Source organism: Microbulbifer mixtoriginis (SeqCode) (genome assembly GCF_052468275.1).
On record NZ_CP174341.1, the window covers coordinates 4,057,165 to 4,072,500 of the forward strand.

Sequence of the window (15,336 nt, forward strand, 5' to 3'; positions counted from 1 at the left end):
CAATAAAAAGCGAAATAAATTGTATCGAGATGACCTTCTAACTAACTCGCCTCACTGGCAATGCTCATTGCCGTTTGTGCCAGTGGCGCTACCAGGGCGCCGAGGCTCGCCGCATTGCGATTAGAGGCGTTGCCATCCTGTGCGCGTTTGGCCACGCCCTGGACTATCGCCGCTAAACGGAAAAAACTAAACGCCAAATAAAAAGGCCAGTGGTCAATGCCCTCAATCCCCATACGCTCACAATACTTGGCCACATAGGCCTGCTCTGAGGGGATACCCAGCGAGGCAATATCCAGCCCCAACAGACCGGACATCTTGTCACCCCCAGCAGGCATACGCATTTGCATACACTGATAGGCAAGATCGGCAAATGGGTGGCCCAACGTAGAAAGCTCCCAATCCAGCAGGGCGATCACTTTGGCTTCTTTAGGGTGGAAAATCATATTGTCGAGGCGGTAATCACCGTGTACTAGAGCTATCCGACCATCGTCTTCCGGGAGCGCACTGCCAAGCCATTCAATCAACTCTTCCATCGCCGAAATAGGCTGTGTCTCGGAAGCCCGGTATTGCCCCGTCCAGCGTTCCAGCTGCCGCTGAAAATAGTTTCCCGGGCGGCCGTAATCGGATAACCCCATAGCGTCGATGTTGAGACTGTGTAATGCGGCGAGCACCCGATTCATTTCATCGTACATAGCACTGCGCGTGGGAGCATCCACCTCGGGAATTGCCGCATTCCAGAAAATCCTCCCCTCACAGTATTCCATCAGGTAAAACATGGAGCCGATCAGATCCCGGTCTTCACATAAATGAAAAACTTTGGGCACCGGTACATCGGTATCTGCCAGTGCAGACATAACACGGAACTCACGATCCACTGCGTGAGCAGATTTCAATAGTTTTCCCGGGGGTTGCCGACGCAATACATAGGTATTTGAAGGCGTTTCCAGCTTAAAGGTGGGATTGGATTGACCGCCGGAAAATTTACTGACTTTCAGTGGCCCGGAAAAACCTTCAACATTTGCGCTGAGGTATTCCTGCAACTTTTCCAGCGGCAAAGCTTCCACTGAGTTACGTGACTCCTTTACGGTTTCAGACATGCTCCTCTCCCTGTGCAGTCTCTGCGGCATAACGGGCAGCCAGGTTACGTCCCAGCTGCATCATATGTACTTGGTCTGGTCCATCGGCTAAACGGATTGTCCGCGCGTAAGCATAGTGGTGGGCCAAGCTATAGTCCTGGCTCAACCCTGCCGCACCGTGAATCTGGATAGCGCGGTCAATCACCTTGCAGGCCATTTGCGGTGCAACAATTTTAATCATGGCAATCAGGTCTTTGGCCGCTTTATTGCCAAGCCGATCCATTTGCGCCGCAGCTTTTAAAGTTAGCAAACGTGCCTGCTCAATTTCACAGGCAGACCTGGCAATATCCTCCCGCACTGAGCCCTGCTTGCTCATCGGGCGTCCAAATACAATACGATTTTCCGCGCGGCCTGCCATCATTTCCAGGGCGCGCTGGGCCTGGCCAATTAAACGCATACAATGGTGAATTCTGCCCGGCCCCAAACGCCCCTGGGCAATTTCAAAACCACGCCCTTCTCCGAAAATCAGATTAGACGCAGGCACCCGAACATTCTCAAAAATCACTTCCGCATGACCTTCCGGAGCATCGTCGTAGCCAAATACCTGCATGGGCCGAATTATTTTTACCCCAGGGGTATCTGTAGGAACCAGGATTTGCGATTGCTGTCGATGCCGATCCGGATTAGTGGGATCGGTCTTGCCCATCACAATCATGACCTTACAGCGCTTATTCATCAGGCCACTAATATAAAATTTATGACCATTAATCACATATTCATCGTCATCGCGCACGATAGAAGTTTCAATATTCGTAGCATCGGAGGAGGCCACCTTGGGTTCAGTCATGGCGAATGCCGAGCGAATATTGCCCTCCAGCAATGGCCTCAGCCAGGTTTCCCGCTGCGCTTCCGATCCGTACTGGGCCAGCACTTCCATATTGCCGGTATCCGGGGCGCTGCAATTAAAAATTTCTGAGGCAAATAAGACCTTCCCCATCTCCTCCGCCAAAGGCGCATATTCCAAGTTTGTAAGGCCGGCACCATAGCGGGAATCGGGTAAAAATAAATTCCACAGCTCAGCCTCACGGGCTTTTTCTTTTAAAGCCTCCATAATAGGGGGCTCGCCCCAGGGGTCATCCTGCAACTGCTGTATATAGGTACTCTCAGCGGGATACACATATTCCTGCATAAAGTTTTTGAGCCGCTCCAACAGGCCCTGTACCTTTTCTGAATATTCAAACTCCATGTCTTTTCACCTTTAATTGTGTTGTAGGTTTTAATTCAGCTGTAAGTCACGGAAGTGTGGCGCTCATCTCTCTCCAAATGAGGCACGTGATTAAAACTGTTCAAGCTGAGCCCCTGCCCTGCGCTAGAGAAAAAACGGGTAGTGCCGGTATTCTGTATCTGCATATTGAGTTTGATCACCGACTCGGGGGGACCGCCCAATACCTGCCGCACCATCATGGCAATAGCCCCACCGGAACTGACCACCAGAGTTTTACTGCCTTTGGGGCTATCGCTGATTAAATCCAAAACTTCACGAATGCGATTTTCGAATGCCTGCCAACTCTCTGCCGGTGCAATTTCCCCTGCAGACCAGGCGAGCATGCCCTGCATTAGAAAGCGGTAAAAGTCGGCACGGGGTGCATTGGGGCCCGGGGTAGCTGTGGGTTTTTTCTCACTGTAGAGGCGAGCTACTTCAAGGAAGTCGAACTCATTCAATTGGGGAACCACCGTCAAGTGGCCCTCTAAGTCGATGCCAAGGCCTGCACAGATACCCTCGGTAGTTTGCCGATGACGGCGCAGGCTGCCGCAGAAAATCCGGTCAAACTTCTGGCCAGTGCCCCGCCAGTATTCCCCCAGCCAGCGGGATTGCTGCCAGCCGATATCGGAGAGATTGTCGTAATCATCGGCGCCGAAGGACGCCTGTCCATGGCGCACCACGATTGATTCGGCCACAGCGAGTTCCTCTTTTTATGGAACTCCAACCCTAGTCCTCTCGTTTGAATCATCAAAGTTTATTGTGCGAATATATGATCATTCACACTGGTTATGATTGAGGCACAGATGCAGTTGCAAAAAATGGATATGAACCTGTTCTTGGTTCTGGAGGCCATTTATAACTCGGGCAACCTCACCCGAGCCGCTGAGCAGTTGCATATCACCCAGCCGGCAGTGAGTAATGCCCTGGCACGTCTGCGCCGTACCCTGGACGACCCATTATTTATTCGCGGCCCCTCCGGCATGACTCCCACCCCTCTTACGGAGTCCATCATGCCCAGGGTGCAGCAGGCCCTTTCCCTGCTGGGCACCAGCCTGAATGAACACCGCCAATTCAACCCCGCCCTGGCACGCAAAACATTGCGACTATCTATGAACGACATGGCAGAAACCCTACTGCTGCCGCCTCTATTAGAGCGCCTGGAAAAAGAAGCGCCGGGTGTAACAGTAGAGTCATTTCACGTTCCCAGGGATCAGCTTGCCAAGGAACTGGCCGCCAATACATTGGATTTCGCCCTGGATGTCCCTCTGGCGACAGCGCCCCAACTGCAACAACAGCGCCTGCACCAGGACCGTTATCTCTGTATGTTGCGCAATGAGCATCCCTTGGCTGGGGAGTCGAGCCTGACACTGGAACAGTATTTACAACTGGAACATATCCATGTTTCCAGTAGGCGCACGGGTCCTGGCCTGGCGGATATAGCACTGAACAAACTGGGGCGGCGACGCACCATCAAACTGCGTGTACAACACTACCGAGTAGCACCTTTAATTGTATTACGCACAGATTTGGCTCTAACCGTACCGGCGAGTCTGGCCAGTCAGTATTCGGCACGTCTATTTGAACTGCCGTTCCAAATACCCCTGATGGACTGGCATCTTTTGTGGCACAAAAATCTACAAGAAGATCCCGCCAATCGCTGGCTGCGAGAGCAGCTTCTGTCGGTTTTGGCTGTGTAAGTGAACAGAGCAAAATCCCTTTAAAAACAAGCATTTCAGCCAAATGAGAATGGGACGCAAATAGCTTAATAAAACGTCAGGAATTGATCACTGAATTCGACCGGAAAGGTCACTGTTTCACGTCAAAGGCTCTTGTTATCCTGCTGGGCAACGATATGCACTTTTTTGCATATATAAATGAACCCCAAAGGTTACAAGAAGAGAATTTTGCCATGTCCCAAGCCTACCCTAATATGCTTGCCCCCCTGGACCTGGGCTTCACCACCCTGAAAAACCGGGTGCTGATGGGCTCCATGCACACCAACCTGGAAGAACACCCCGGTGGCTTTACCCGTTTGGCGGCATTCTACGCTGAGCGCGCCCGCGGTGGCGTTGGCCTGATTGTAACGGGGGGTATCGCGCCCAACGAAGAGAGTGGCGTATTTAAGGGTGCCTCTAAAATGAACACCCCAGAAGAGGCTCAACAGCATCGGGAAGTGACCGAGGCCGTTCATGCCGAAGGCGGCAAAATCTGCATGCAGATCCTGCACACCGGCCGCTACGCTTACAACGAAAACCTGATTGCTCCCTCCCCCATCCAGGCTCCGATCAACCCTTTCACTCCGCGCGAGCTGACCAGTGAGGAAATCGAAGGCCAGATCGATGATTACGTACGCTGCGCCACCCTGGCCCGCGAAGCCGGCTACGACGGCGTAGAGATCATGGGCTCCGAGGGTTACTTTATTAACCAGTTCATCGTAAAGCGCACCAACAAGCGTACCGATGAGTGGGGCGGCAGCTTCGAGAATCGTATCCGCCTGCCGATCGAAGTCGTTCGCCGTGTGCGCGAGGCTGTTGGCGAAGACTTTATTATTATCTACCGCCTGTCCATGCTGGACTTGGTGGAAGATGGCAGTGACTTCGACGAAGTAGTTGCCCTGGGCCAGGCTATCGAAAAAGCCGGCGCCACGATTATCAATACCGGTATCGGCTGGCACGAAGCGCGCGTTCCCACTATCGCCACCAATGTACCCCGCGCCGCATTTACCGATATTACCGCCAAGGTGAAACAGCACCTGTCTATCCCGGTAGTTGCCAGTAACCGCATCAATGTGCCGGAAGTGGCCGAAGAAGTGCTGGCCTCCGGGCAGGCCGATATGATCTCCATGGCGCGTCCATTCCTGGCAGATTCCGATTTCGTCAACAAGGCCGCAGAGGGCCGCGCCGATGAAATCAATACCTGTATTGGCTGTAACCAGGCCTGCCTGGATCACACCTTCCAGCTGAAGCTCACCTCCTGCCTGGTCAACCCACGCGCTTGTCATGAGACAGAGTTGAACTACCTGCCTACCGAAAACGTGAAAAAAGTTGCTGTTATCGGTGCCGGCCCCGCTGGTTTGGCTGCCTCCACCGTTGCCGCCGAGCGCGGACACCAGGTAACCCTGTTTGAAGGCAGCGACAAAGTCGGTGGCCAGTTTAATATCGCCAAGCAGATTCCCGGCAAGGCAGAATTCCAGGAAACCCTGCGCTACTTCAAACGTCGCCTGGAAGTGACTGGCGTTGAGGTCAAACTCAACACTATCGCTACCGCAGAAGACCTGCAGTCTTTTGACGAAGTGATAATCGCCACCGGTATCGAGCCACGCACTCCACCGATCCCCGGTATTGAGAGCGACAAGGTGTTGGGTTATCTGGACGTACTGAAGCACAAGAAACCAGTCGGAGAAAAAGTGGCCATTATCGGCGCGGGCGGTATCGGTTTCGACGTAGCGGAATACCTGACTCACGACGGCCCCCACTCTACCGAAGAGGAAGTGGTTGCCAGCGATAAAGAAGAGTTCTTTAGTGAATGGGGTGTGGATATTGAGCTGGAACAGCGCTCTGGCCTGAAACCCCGCGAAGCGGTAAGCACCCCTCGCCAGGTTTATCTGCTACAGCGCAAAACCACCAAAGTGGGTGCGGGCCTGGGTAAAACTACTGGCTGGATTCACCGTGGCAGCTTGCAACACCGCAAGGTTGAGATGATTGCCGGTGCTCTTTACGACAAAATTGACGAGCAGGGATTGAATGTTCGTGTAGGCGATGAAGAGCGACTGCTAGAGGTGGATAACATTATTGTCTGCGCCGGCCAGGAACCTGCTCGCAAACTCTATGAAGCGCTGCAGGAGCGCGGAGTAAAGACCCACCTAATCGGTGGTGCCGACGAGGCCGCGGAGCTCGACGCCAAGCGCGCCATTGACCAAGGCTCACGCCTCGCCGCAGAGATCTAAAAAAATTCCCCGGCAATATTCTTGTCGGGGATTTTCTCAGGCAAATCAGAACGGGAAATTCCATGCTTAATACTGGATTTCCCGTTTTTTATGCCTCACAGACACCATCTATTTCTATATCTGAAAAACCTCTTTTTAACTATCCAGTGATTTTGGCACTTTCACCTGAAGAGATTGTCTGCTCTTTCTGCTCCGGCCACTGTGGGCGGGAGAGGTAAGCTGTTGTGCGATAAAGCGCGAATACGACACCGCAAAGCGCCAGCAACATCCAATAAAGCGTCGGTCCACCCCACCACTCTAAAACCACCCCTCCAGCCAAAGGAGCCAGGGCCCAACCAAGAGCGTAAAAGGAAGAGGCCCCAAAATAGGTACCGCGTAAATGTTCAGGCGCCAACCGGTCTATCTGTACACTCATGGTTGGAAAGAGAATCGCTTCAGCCAAACTGAGAACAAAGGTCGCCCCCATCCAGCCCCAAAACCAGTGCACCGGATTGAGGGCAAACCACATTTGTGCCGCAGCCAATATCACCAGCCCGATCATAATTCGCCCATTAATATCCAGCTTGCGCATCAACTGCATGAGTGGAAACTGCAATAACACGATGGTCATTGCGTTCACAAAGATCATACTGGATATCAGCTCAACCAATCGCGGAGCCTCCGCCCGTGTCAGATATTGCACCAGACTGGAATCCATATGGGCATAGATAAACATCGTGAGAATATTGGCAAAAATCACCACCATAAACACCTGGTCCCTGCGCAATATCGCCAGGGTACTGCCTAAATCGACAGAACCATCACCATTGCTCTTTGAGAGCTGTCCCTTCTCTGTTTTTGCAAATCCCCAAATAAACGCCAGCGCCAAAAGCAGATAACTGAAAGAAGTTAAGCCAAAGGTGGACTGCTGCGCACTAAGCCCCGCCCAGACACCAACAATGGGCCCTAATGCCGCTCCCGCATTAATAAGGAAGTAACGCAGCTGCAGAGCTAACTCACGACTCGCCTGGTTATCCATTAAGTCGCCAATCAATGCGCTAGCTGGCGGCTCCCAAACGGCGCGACCAATTGAGCAAAGAGTCATCGCCAGAATAAATCCCGCTAATGTCTGGGTCACTGCTAGTAGGGCAAAAGAACATAAGTTTATTAGCGAACCTAATAGCAGGATATTCCGACGTCCATAACGATCAGACAAAGCCCCCACAAAAAAGCCTAATAGCGCCGCACCAATTGCTGAGGCACTCAGAATCAAGCCAATTTCCGCTGCACCCAACTCAAATTTATTGAAAAGAAGAATGGCCAGAAAGGGCCAAACCATAAAATAAGTGCCACGACTAAAAAAACTGCCTACTAATATTATCCAGACCAGAGGAGGAAATCCCCTGAGGTTCTGCCACCAATTCCAACGCATTGCCTAATACTCCACTTCTATTTCTTCCTTGTTCTCTAAAGGTCCTCTAAGACTCTTTGAGCTCCGCACCAGGTAGTAAAATTCAAACAAAACCAGGAAGGACAACCCTTCGCACAGGCTTAACGCCCATGTGCCGCCTTAAAAGTCGACAGGGTAATCAACCGCGAGAACCAATCTTTAATTGGTCGGTTAATAGTTTTCTGACAAAAAACCCGAAAGGGTCGCCTTTCGGGTTTTAGGGATTGGCAAGCGTATAACCTGCAAACTCATTCAACCTGGAGTTAACCCTTTTAAGTTGCTTAAGGGTTAATTGTGAGAACCTTCGGCACTTTGCGTGCCTTCCATTCTTAAGCGCGGTATCCCTAATACTATCCAAGTGGATTAGTTTTGAAAACCTAATTTTCTATATTCATAAAAAATTTATCTGATCAGATTTTTCCTGCAAGATTTCTCTCATTACCAGCAGAATCTGTTCGCATGTCTATACTCCAGCAGGAAAGTCCTCTTTTAGTTACCCAGCAAAGCTATACGAATAATGTAGCCGTCACCCCGATCCACAGAGAATAATAGCGACATGTCCCTATCCAGCATGCTTAGACGAGCACGCCCCATGGTAGAGCGGGCACTGCGTGATCTCAGCCCACCCTATACGCTTTTTTTTTCTATCAGTGACGCCAAGCAACGAGCTCAAGTACGGCACACCCATGCTAAGGACTTCCCAAGCGCTTGGCAGACTCTCACTGAAATTACCCATAGGGCAGCTAAAAGCTCCAAAATAGAACCCTGCTGGCTACGGGTAGATTGGGTTACCCGCAGGAGCACAATGACTCTTGCCGGTTTACATGAACTTCTCCAGGACACCAAGCGCTCCTACTTCCGCTACGGCCTTGCATTGGATGTCGATTGCAAATTTGCTTTTCTCGAACAAGAGCTTAACGGGAATGCCATGCTACATGGCGGCGATAAAATCGAGCATGGATTCCTCAATGAAAAGAATTTTACTTCATACTTCAAGAAACGTTTTAACCAGCAAGAAGATCTGGATTTCTCCGATGAACGAAGCATTGTACTTCTGACCACTGCAGGGCTTTTTTGCGAAAAAGAACTGGAGCCTTTGTGCCTATATGAATCGGGATTGAATACTGGACGCCGGGTTATTGAAGAGCTGGATAGCCAGAATGCTACAAAGATTATTGAAAGTAGCAGCCATTATCTAGCTGGTCAGGTAAAGCCCAGTGGGCATTTTCACTATGGATGGCATGCCTGTTTCGATCAAGAGATCATCAATGACAAAAACTTATGCCACGCAAGTAGCATCTGCGCGATGGTTGAGGCCTGGGAAGTCACCAAAGAGTATTCTCTATTGGAAGCCATAGAGGAGGCATTGAAATATCTTACCTCTAAATTAATCCAAATAACTTTCCCAAACACAAGTGAAGTCGCTGCCTTTTGGGTAGAACAGCATAGTGAAATTGACCTAGCTAGTAACGCGGCAAGCCTATTAGCCCTGGTTAAATATTCTGAGGCTTTGCAGTGCAGGACTTATGCAGACCTGATGGAGCAATTAGCCAGGGGCATAGAATTTTTACAAAACCTGGACACTGGGCAGCTTCCCCTTGTTCTGGAGTTTTCTTCTTTCACCATTAAACAACAGCCGGCCTCGAATAACCCTCTGGGTAAAGCAGCTTTCGCATTAATATGCCTTTATAGCTGGGATAAGAATCCGCGCTGGTTAACACTGGTAGAGAAAAGCTTGGATCATTTTATAGCGACTGAGCACTGGCGCGCTCACGATCACTGGGTGAGCCACTGTGTAAACCTGCTCACGATTTATAGGCCGAAGGAAAAATACTATCAGTTCGGTATCCGTAACTTTGTCAGTATTCTGGACTTTGTCGAGAAGCATATAACTGCATCCCCAAGGTTACTCGAGTTAATGGTGGCTGCGGCAAAGATGATCTCAGATCTAAGCACCCAAGAGGCATATCAATATCTACTGGACCAAATTGATCTTGAACACTTTTATCGTGCATTACATGGAAGGGCCAATCACCTATTAAACGGCTATTTTTGGCCTGAGCTTGCCATGTTCTTTAAGAATCCGGCAAGAGTTACTGGCAGTTTTTTTACTCGCCATGAAAACTTCAGGGTCAGATTAGACGAAGTGAGTCATTGTCTTTCTAGCTTGATCGCCTATAGGAAATATCTTTTATCCCAAGCACCTAAAAAAACAGGGGCTACCGCCAATCTATACCATTCCAAAATCATTACTGATGGGCAAGCCACCGCGTCCTCTGTCGCTCAAGATCGGCCAGTGATTGCCTGGGGCGGTGATGTAAATCTGGGGCGCAGACAACACTACCGTACAGCCCAGCTGGGCATTGAACAGGTTCTGGGGCATGTCCCAGCAATGAATAATGCCGATCTCAGCGTTATCAATCTGGAGTGCGTGATCGCCACTAGCGGTGAGCAGGGTATTCCAAAGGGAGAGGCCTCCCCATGTTATTACCGCGCTAGACCAGAGATGCTGTCCATACTCATTAATGCAGGAATAGATATAGCCTGTACTGCTAACAATCACAGTGGCGATTATGGGCCTGCCGCATTAATGGAACAGGGGCAGTGGCTTGATTGCACAGGGATTGGACATTCAGGTTCCGGCAGGAATCTAGAGGAGGCACTCAGCCCTGTAATCAGACCTGCTGGAAATATCAATGTAGCGATATTCTCTCTTGATGCCACCCAGCCTCGTTATGCTGCCGGCCCCACGCATCCTGGTTGTGCTCACCTCCCCCTATCAGTACCAGAGCTATGGTACGACACTCTGCGGCCCCTTATTACTGCAGCTCGCAAGAAAGCCCAGGTGGTTCTGGTAGCCGTGCACTGGGAAGCAAACCATAAGGCTCAACCCTGTCCGCAGCAAGTCATCGCAGCCCACAAAATTATAGAGGCTGGCGCAGATGGTATTCTGGGCTCTGGCAGTTACAATCTAAAAGGTATAGAAATATATCAACAGCGCCCTATTATCCACGGTGCCGGGGACTTACTCTTTGATTGTATCCGTGAAAGCGTGTCCGATAGTGGCGTTTTTCGCCTGCATCTAAGTACCAGTGGCATTGAGCAAATCACATTTGCTCCTGTTGAAGCTGGTTTTGGCTACTCAAAGCAGTTATATGGTGAAGCTGCTAAAGCACACTGTAAAAGGTTTTCCCAAATTTGTTTGTCACTGGGAACTCAACTCCATTTATGTGAAGACGGCACAGCCAATCTAAAGCTTACTCCGCCCTCACGCCTGGCAGGAAAACTCTCTATTAGTAGGAAAACCACTTATCGGCAAGAAAAGATATTGGCAAAACGCCCAATAAACCCCCAATGGCAGGTTCCTTCGGTACCTGTTGATGCCCAAATCCCCCCCCAAAAAATTGGCCCTCTAGTGCTACTGGGGGTTAAATTAACTCCTAGAGAGCTAATATCCCGGCAGATGCTATGGGTGGAGTCCTTTTGGAAAATCGAAAGTAAACTCTCTGAGGACTTCAGACTGGACTTCCGCGCTATACCAACTTTGCAGAGTTCCATGCCCTGCTGGGGAACCTCTATGGACCACGACCCCTGTGACTGGCAGCTCCCCACTAGCCACTGGGAGCCCAACACGATTTACCGCGATTTTTTTGGGCTTAGAGCCCCTGCAAGCAGAGATCTTAGTGATGCGGAGCTACATCTATATGTCGGTTTGATTTCCAATAAAACTAAAATCAAGCCAATACCTATTCCAGGAGTAATGAGCAAACTAAGCCTCACTCCGCAACGTGAATACCAAAAGAGCAAAATTCCAGTTTATAGAACCAAGTTTCCAGACATTATTTATGATCATCTACCTGGGCAAACTTGGAATGCAGAACAGCTGGCCACTATCTCTGGAGGCACCTGGCTGGAACCTCCCCCTAAAGATAAAGAGTGGTTCGTAAGCAGTGTAGTTTCAGATAGTGGACTTATTGAAGCATCATCAGAGCCAGTTCTCTTCGTTGCACATACAAACTTGGATCGCTCCTACCATGCGCCGATTCCGAAGGTCTCAGCAAAATTCTGGGATTCTCATAAAAAACTACCATCGTTTGCTGACCGAATTGCCGGAGCAATAGTCTCACGCCCTATCCCCGGACTGCCTAAAGGACTGCCAGTGTTAAAGGTGGATGACCCTCTTAAGACGATCATAGAGCTAGGTTTTGCAGCCCGCGAGCGTTTCGATGGTGAAGTCATTGCTATTACTGGAACATCAGAGGGGCTTCCTATACGAAACATGATCACACATACACTTGGTCCAAAGGATAAAGTTCTAACCAATTCCGGTGCAGACAATTCATGCATAGCAGCCCCATGTGTGTTGGCCAGTCTAAATAAGGATCATGAAGCTGCGATTATTGAAGTTACGCAAAGTGCCCTCAGTATGAAGCCTGGGCCAATTACACATCGTATTAAACCGACAATATCTTTAATTACTGAAATTGATTTACCGTCCACTAACCAAATGGCAACTTCAGTAGCCGACATGGCCAAATTGTGCTCCCGGATCTTTGAAGGTTTAACCGGTCCTGCTATTGCAATAGTTGGAGAACACCTTCAATGCTTTGACTATATATTCAAAAAGGCTAAGAAACACGCTCGAAGAGTTATTCTATTTGGGGAAAGCACTAATGCCGAAGTCCGTATCAATAAAACATGCGCAAACGACAATGATGACTCGGTTTCCCTACAGTTACCAAATCGAGAATTAGAGATAAGTTTACCAAACTCAAGTAACGAAGTTTTATATCGCATAGCAGCGGTAATTAGTATCATCTATGCAATGAATGGCAATATTGAAGAGGCAGCTTCTAAACTTCAAAAAATCAATTTGAATGCGAAGCCCAAGCAACAAGCAACCATCTCTCCACCACAATATATCAACTGGATATGATCACTAAACACACAAACTAAGTTACAGTGGTCATCATTAAGGGAACGCATGAAGATCTTCAATCTCATAAGAATAACAAGCGACTAAAAAGTGGGGCAAACTATCTCAAACGAGGTATGTTTCTCATAAACGTTATAAATAGTGAAGTCAGCGTTTTCAAAGACAAGAAATTTGAAAATATGAATTTTTTATGAATGTAACATGACCAATCAGCTTGCAACATAAAATTCATGAAATCTCTAACCACTTCTTAAGGCCATCGCTTAATACCCGACCAGCAGTGCACTCCCCCATGACTAATCATCCTTCAAAATCCTAATCTAAACAAACCTCAGACTAATAGACAGCTAATACCCCACCGTCAGTAATCCGCTGACTAAATTATAATTCACCTCATTAAAATTACGCTCAGGGTATAAGTATGCACTCCCCAACAGCGCCTTTTTGTAAATATGATTTCAGTTGAGCCTGTAACAGTCATGCAACCATTCACACTGCAAAAACAAATCTGAGAATTAATTTTAGAGATAGGGGCGCCAGAAATGACTAAGGATCCAGATATTGGCAAACACTTAAATAAAAATCTGACGCCAATAATAGAAACTAGCTCTGGCCCCATCATCGGTAAAAGTGATTTGAAATTGGGAATCCATAAGTTTCTTGGGATACCTTATGCCCGCCCCCCCGTAGGAGAACTACGCTGGAGTCCTCCTGAAGAGCTCCCCCCCTGGACAACTCCATATCATGCAGAAGAATTCGGCATGCCGGCTGCGCAAAACCCATCCACATTAATGGAAGTCCGAGGACGAGATGGCGAAATTCCTGAGCGGGAGGAGTGTTTACATCTCAACATTTTTTCTCCCTCAGTCAACCCCTCACAGAAGCTTCCAGTTATGTTCTGGATTCATGGGGGATCTTTCTATATGGGCTCTGGCTGTCAACCTATTTACAATGGTAGTTACTTAGCTGCCAGTGGCAGGGCCATCATCATTACATTCAACTATCGACTAGGCTCTTTTGGGTTTTTGCGCCTCAAGGACATCAGCGAGATTCCCTCTACCGGTAATGAGGGCATTCTGGATCAAATTGCCGCACTTAAGTGGGTAAAGAATAACATCTCCGTATTTGGTGGAGACCCAGACAATATTACACTTTTTGGCGAGTCTGCAGGCGCTATGAGTATCGCCTCTATTTTGAATATTTCTGAATGCCAAGGATTATATGCCCGTGCCATTGTGCAAAGCGGCCACCCCAGAGCCCTTCACTCTATCGAGCAGGCAAACCAGATGGCAGAAGCCTTTACTTTTCATCTCAGGAAAATAAGTAAAGGAAAATCACTTTATCACTATACAGCAAAAGAACTTTTACAAGCACAGAAAAAAATTCTAGAAGCTACACAGCTACATCAAAAATGGGGAAAACTTCCGTTTAAACCCGTTATTGACAATAAACTTATAGAAGATACAAAACTTAGTAGAAAACCAACAGAAAAAGGCCTCCCACTCCTTTTAGGAAGCAATCTAGAAGAATGGAATTTGTTTAGTGCATCCAATCCGGAAATATATACACTTACTTATCAAAAGATTTGTAAACACCTAGAGTGGTTAATTCCTGAAGATAAGCTAAAACCCATTATCAATTATTATTATCAACAAGCCTCTATAACTAAAGATAATCATTGGCCAATATGGAGTAAAACCTGGAATCTAATGCTTACAGATATGGTATTTACCCTCCCAGGCCTCAGGCATCTCAATGGATATCCCGGTAATTGTTTTCACTACCATTTCACACAACCCCTTGCCTCTCAACCTCTGTTAGGGGCTTGTCATGCAGTAGAGCTCGGCTATGTATTTGGAACCCATGGCGAAGATTCTCTTAAGATGCTGTACGGTGGAGAAACCGAGGCCCATCTGCTCAGCGCCTCTATTCAGGGATCCTGGCTTAGCTTTGCTGAAATAGGTACTCCTGGAGGGGATTGGGCTGTCTATTCAGGCACCAACAGTAAGCGATTAGGCCAAAATTCAACCTCTAGAGAATTTAATGCCACGGATTTACTCAACTTATGGCAAGATATTCCCAATGAAGCCTTAAATAAATACCTATAAAATCAAAAGCATGATAAAAATTCTACTTGCCCGTCATGGTGAGGCCGCAAAAGGTCCTCTAATACCTGACCCAACTCTCACCACCTTGGGACATAAACAAGCCACAACTTTAGCTCAAAGTTTCACTGAAAATACGGATCTCAATATAGTTAGTAGTCCCAAACTACGCGCACAGCAAACTGCACAACCTTTAGCAGAGAAGTGGAGGAAAATCGTTACTTTAGAAAACAGAGTCAGCGAAATCCCTACACCCAAAGGGGTCACACTACAACAACGCTTACCTTGGCTACGTTCTTTATTAGATCAGAATTGGGACCCCAACAATACACAACAAAAGAAGTGGCGTGACGGAATCATTCACTATCTTTTAAGTGTTCAAGAAGACACTATAGTATTTTGCCACTATATGGTAATCAATTCTGTAGTAGCACATGTTCTAGATAACTCTAAAATTCAGCAGTTCCGTCCTGACTATACATCCATTACCGAACTAAAACTACTCAACGAAAAACTCAACTTAGTTAGACTTGGCAGCGAGCGGATAAGACCAATATTATAAAGAAATTTAGAGTGCTTC

General features: G+C 48.3%; 9 protein-coding genes. 5 read left to right on the plus strand and 4 right to left on the minus strand.

Translation table 11 applies throughout. The features are described from left to right. Window positions 1-41: 41 nt before the first annotated feature. Genes ACJJIC_RS17805 through ACJJIC_RS17815 form a run of 3 tightly spaced genes read right to left on the minus strand, consistent with a single transcriptional unit; the run spans window position 42 to window position 3,035 of the window. Window positions 42-1,097 carry a phosphotransferase gene (locus tag ACJJIC_RS17805; protein ID WP_444909063.1) on the minus strand — a complete coding sequence of 352 codons (1,056 nt, stop codon included), beginning with the start codon at window positions 1,095-1,097 and terminating at the stop codon, window positions 42-44. Further along, the gene (locus ACJJIC_RS17810) at window positions 1,090-2,322 is read right to left on the minus strand and encodes an acyl-CoA dehydrogenase family protein (protein WP_444888407.1); all 1,233 of its coding nucleotides are present in this window, start codon (window positions 2,320-2,322) and stop codon (window positions 1,090-1,092) included. Before ACJJIC_RS17810 ends, ACJJIC_RS17805 begins: the two co-directional genes overlap by 8 nt. 35 nt (window positions 2,323-2,357) lie before the next feature. Continuing rightward, window positions 2,358-3,035, minus strand: coding sequence for a histidine phosphatase family protein (locus ACJJIC_RS17815; RefSeq protein WP_444898748.1), 678 nt, complete (start codon window positions 3,033-3,035; stop codon window positions 2,358-2,360). 108 nt (window positions 3,036-3,143) lie between these two features. Here ACJJIC_RS17815 and ACJJIC_RS17820 point away from each other — a divergent pair, with 108 nt between their 5' ends. Together ACJJIC_RS17820 and ACJJIC_RS17825 are read left to right on the plus strand one after the other, a co-directional pair. Next, window positions 3,144-4,037, plus strand: coding sequence for a LysR family transcriptional regulator (locus ACJJIC_RS17820; protein ID WP_445357542.1), 894 nt, complete (start codon window positions 3,144-3,146; stop codon window positions 4,035-4,037). A gap of 212 nt (window positions 4,038-4,249) precedes the next feature. Further along, complete coding sequence (locus ACJJIC_RS17825) at window positions 4,250-6,286, plus strand: oxidoreductase (protein WP_445357543.1); 2,037 nt, start codon at window positions 4,250-4,252, stop codon at window positions 6,284-6,286. Window positions 6,287-6,425: 139 nt separating this feature from the next. On the opposite strand, the gene ACJJIC_RS17830 is transcribed toward ACJJIC_RS17825, so the two are convergent. Beyond that, on the minus strand, window positions 6,426-7,697 hold the full coding sequence (locus ACJJIC_RS17830; RefSeq protein WP_445357544.1) for an MDR family MFS transporter: 1,272 nt from the start codon (window positions 7,695-7,697) through the stop codon (window positions 6,426-6,428). A 574-nt stretch (window positions 7,698-8,271) separates the two neighbouring features. Here ACJJIC_RS17830 and ACJJIC_RS17835 point away from each other — a divergent pair. The 3 genes from ACJJIC_RS17835 to ACJJIC_RS17845 all read left to right on the plus strand — a co-directional run bounded on the left by ACJJIC_RS17835 (window position 8,272) and on the right by ACJJIC_RS17845 (window position 15,318). Then, window positions 8,272-12,651, plus strand: coding sequence for a CapA family protein (locus ACJJIC_RS17835; protein ID WP_445357545.1), 4,380 nt, complete (start codon window positions 8,272-8,274; stop codon window positions 12,649-12,651). A 542-nt stretch (window positions 12,652-13,193) separates the two neighbouring features. Beyond that, entirely contained in the window at window positions 13,194-14,759 is a 1,566-nt protein-coding gene (locus tag ACJJIC_RS17840) for a carboxylesterase/lipase family protein (RefSeq protein ID WP_444909057.1), read from the plus strand. A gap of 10 nt (window positions 14,760-14,769) precedes the next feature. Then, window positions 14,770-15,318 carry a histidine phosphatase family protein gene (locus ACJJIC_RS17845; protein ID WP_444909056.1) on the plus strand — a complete coding sequence of 183 codons (549 nt, stop codon included), beginning with the start codon at window positions 14,770-14,772 and terminating at the stop codon, window positions 15,316-15,318. The last annotated feature ends 18 nt before the right edge of the window (window positions 15,319-15,336 follow it).

What these genes read in the sequence shown, in the direction of transcription:
- ACJJIC_RS17805 (WP_444909063.1), bottom strand. Translation starts at nt 1,097, where the DNA reads ATGTCTGAAACCGTAAAGGAGTCACGTAACTCAGTGGAAGCTTTGCCG.
- ACJJIC_RS17810 (WP_444888407.1), bottom strand. Translation starts at nt 2,322, where the DNA reads ATGGAGTTTGAATATTCAGAAAAGGTACAGGGCCTGTTGGAGCGGCTC.
- ACJJIC_RS17820 (WP_445357542.1), top strand. Translation starts at nt 3,144, where the DNA reads ATGCAGTTGCAAAAAATGGATATGAACCTGTTCTTGGTTCTGGAGGCC.
- ACJJIC_RS17825 (WP_445357543.1), top strand. Translation starts at nt 4,250, where the DNA reads ATGTCCCAAGCCTACCCTAATATGCTTGCCCCCCTGGACCTGGGCTTC.
- ACJJIC_RS17830 (WP_445357544.1), bottom strand. Translation starts at nt 7,697, where the DNA reads ATGCGTTGGAATTGGTGGCAGAACCTCAGGGGATTTCCTCCTCTGGTC.
- ACJJIC_RS17835 (WP_445357545.1), top strand. Translation starts at nt 8,272, where the DNA reads ATGTCCCTATCCAGCATGCTTAGACGAGCACGCCCCATGGTAGAGCGG.
- ACJJIC_RS17840 (WP_444909057.1), top strand. Translation starts at nt 13,194, where the DNA reads ATGACTAAGGATCCAGATATTGGCAAACACTTAAATAAAAATCTGACG.
- ACJJIC_RS17845 (WP_444909056.1), top strand. Translation starts at nt 14,770, where the DNA reads ATGATAAAAATTCTACTTGCCCGTCATGGTGAGGCCGCAAAAGGTCCT.